Source organism: Acidiplasma cupricumulans, assembly GCF_001402935.1.
Classification (GTDB): domain Archaea; phylum Thermoplasmatota; class Thermoplasmata; order Thermoplasmatales; family Thermoplasmataceae; genus Acidiplasma; species Acidiplasma aeolicum.
The window spans coordinates 1-1629 of record NZ_LKBH01000071.1 but is presented as its reverse complement, the minus strand read 5'-3'; the positions used below and the strand labels follow the sequence as shown (position 1 = coordinate 1629).

General features: G+C 29.1%; 2 protein-coding genes. Both read left to right on the top strand.

Annotated features, from left to right (window positions below; translation table 11 throughout):
• The first annotated feature begins 82 nt into the window (after positions 1-82).
• Positions 83-919: a hypothetical protein gene (locus AOG55_RS02485; protein ID WP_055040842.1), complete on the top strand. Its 837-nt coding sequence runs from the start codon at positions 83-85 to the stop codon at positions 917-919.
• Between the two features lie 94 nt (positions 920-1013).
• Positions 1014-1629, top strand: a 616-nt coding sequence (locus AOG55_RS09265) for a hypothetical protein (protein ID WP_156318723.1), incomplete at its 3' end; no start/stop codon positions are given.

Genomic DNA, 1629 nt, shown 5'->3' with positions numbered 1-1629 from the left:
TATACATTTTATGAAGCTTTTATATATAGATTTGCCTATAATTTCCATGGAAGAAAAATGGATAGTTACATAAAGTACAATTATGGATGTTAGCGTATCTGAATATGCCGATGTATGTGATATTCTTGAAGAAAAATTGAAAAGTAAACTAAAAGAATGTTATCCAGAACTTGAGTTTGAAGAAGATGATCGTAATGGGGAGACAGTGTCTCTTAGATTTTCTATGCCGGCTATTCCAAACCCACCAGAAAAGATTGGTTTAAATCACAAATATAAAAATTATATGTTGGAAGGATGGGAATTAGAGCCGGAGAAATTTATATACCCAGATAAACTGCAAGAAATTATAAATGCATATTTTGTTAAACTTGAAAAATTGCATGTTCCATTTGATGCTGTAAGTATTGGTCTCATAGAAGAAGCTATGAAATCTATAGAAAATGAAATTTATAATGGTACCGTGGTACTTTGCAGATCAATTATAGATAGTTCTCTGTACTTAGCTTGTTCTTATAAGATAGAAATTGACCAAAATAAAGAAATTAAGCTCATTCTTGACCCACCTGAGAGCTTCCTAGGTAAAAATAAAAAGCTAAAAACTGTTAATTGGCATATTTTGGAGGAGGAGGCTAAAAAGAAATTCCCAAATCTTTCAAATAAAATTGAGGATATAAATACTAAAGTTAGGACGTTAGGTAATTTCGCTGCACATCTAGGGGAAAGCCAGATACGTGCATATATGGAATGGTTTAAAAAAAATAAATATACTATAAGAAAAATAATGGAAGACGAAATGAAAGGTAAAAAGGTTAATGCTCCAAATATATATGGTTATAAATTATGGACATCTAAATATGAAGCTGAATCTGCTTTGGAAGAAACCATACGTTTTCTTATAGATCTAGTAGATAGGTATTAATTGATTTATCAAGATTTAAAATATACTAATATTTTTAGAATATATTATAGAATATTATCATAGAATTTATTAATTAATTATTGTTATATTCTTTATGAATAATAAATGCTCATGGCCTGATTGTGTTAAAGAATCTGTAATTACTATTAATTTGGAATATATATACAAAAATCCGCAAGTAGAATTATGTCAAGAACACTATAACCGCCATATAACTGCGGATAGCTGCTGGGAAAAGATAATAAAAACGAAGGGATTTACTGAAACTGCTATAATGTTTAATGATTCTTCAGTAAGTATCTTTAGAGAGGCATTATTATCATATAGCATGGGCTTAAATGCTACTGTTGCCTTGCTGTGCAGGGCAGCTATGGAATCTGCCATGCATGCATATATAAGCTCTGATAATCCAAAATATCAAAATTTATCTAATAATGGTGAGGTTGTAAGAACGTTTGATCATAATTATGCATGTGATAATATAAGATTAACAGACCTAATAAACGCTTTAAATAAAAATAATGTTCTGGCAAATATGAATGATAAAATAAAGTATGTTAAAGATAATGGCGATTTTGTTGCACATCATAGTGAAAGATTTTGGAAGTCTTGGAAGAAGTCTAATAAGAATAATTCAAATAATATTTTAAGTAAATTATGGGTAAGCGATGATGAAGCAAAAAATTCATTAATATATACCTCAGAAATTA